Annotated in this window: 1 rRNA gene; it reads left to right on the top strand. The window is 40.5% G+C overall.

The window, feature by feature from the left end:
* Nucleotides 1-489 (top strand): 16S ribosomal RNA (locus L3V37_RS24160); the annotation flags it as partial.
* Between the last annotated feature and the right edge of the window lie 565 nt (nt 490-1,054).

Below are 1,054 nucleotides of genomic sequence, written 5' to 3'. Positions count from 1 at the left end.
TGGTCACCTATAATGTCGCCTTCGTGTGTCATTATAGAATCATATAAGTCCGTTTTACTTCTTAGAGGTACAGGTGGATAAACAAAAACCACATGAAAGAGAGCAATAACAGGTCTGTGATGCCCTTAGATGTCCGGGGCCGCACGCGTGCTACAATGATAGTGATAGAGAGTCTGCTCGTCTTGCCCGAAAGGGTTGGGTAAACTTGTCAATCACTATCATGACTGGGATCGGGATTTGTAATTATCTCCCGTGAACCAGGAATTCCTAGTAAGCACAAGTCATAAGCTTGTGCTGAATACGTCCCTGCCCTTTGTACACACCGCCCGTCGCTACTACCGATTGAATGGTTTAGCAAGGCCAATGGATTGGTGCATTGTTCGCGCAAGCAACAATGTGCTGAGAAGCTGGCCGAACTTGATCATTTAGAGGAAGTACAAGTCGTAACAAGGTTTCCGTAGGTGAACCTGCGGAAGGATCATTATATATAACACCCTCCTCCTAAACAAAAAAATGTGTTCAAAAAAAAACACATATTTATAGCAAAAACTTGGTACGGTAAAAACGAGATTCCTTATATCCCTATCAAAATATATACACATTAAATGTGTATATTAAAGTGAGCCTGGCAACCTCACTATAAACAAAGAGTGAGACTGGTAACCTCACTATAAACAAAGAGTGAGCCTGGCAACCTCACTATAAACAAAGAGTGAGACTGGCAACCTCACTATAAAACACAATTAGAGTGAGACTGGCACCCTCCTCTAAGAAGACCGTACCCAAGTGCTATAAAAAAAACAAAAGCAGAACTGGAAAACTAAATGAGAAACCTTGTAATACGACTTATACGACCGATAGATAATCAATGTTCAACAAAAACTAACCTACATGTGCAATAGATTAAATAACATTGGATGTGACGGGATTATTTAGTCTATTGTCATATGTGTGGTTGCAACGCCCCAGTAATGGGGAAGAAGTTGCATATATATTTTTGCTTTCCAAAAGGATACAAAAATAAAAACTTTGACACCGGGGACCTTGAGCTGGA

The sequence above is a fragment of the Vibrio sp. D54 genome (assembly GCF_021728075.1).
GTDB classification, from domain to species: domain Bacteria; phylum Pseudomonadota; class Gammaproteobacteria; order Enterobacterales; family Vibrionaceae; genus Vibrio; species Vibrio alginolyticus.
This window is presented reverse-complemented; position numbering and strand designations above follow the sequence as displayed.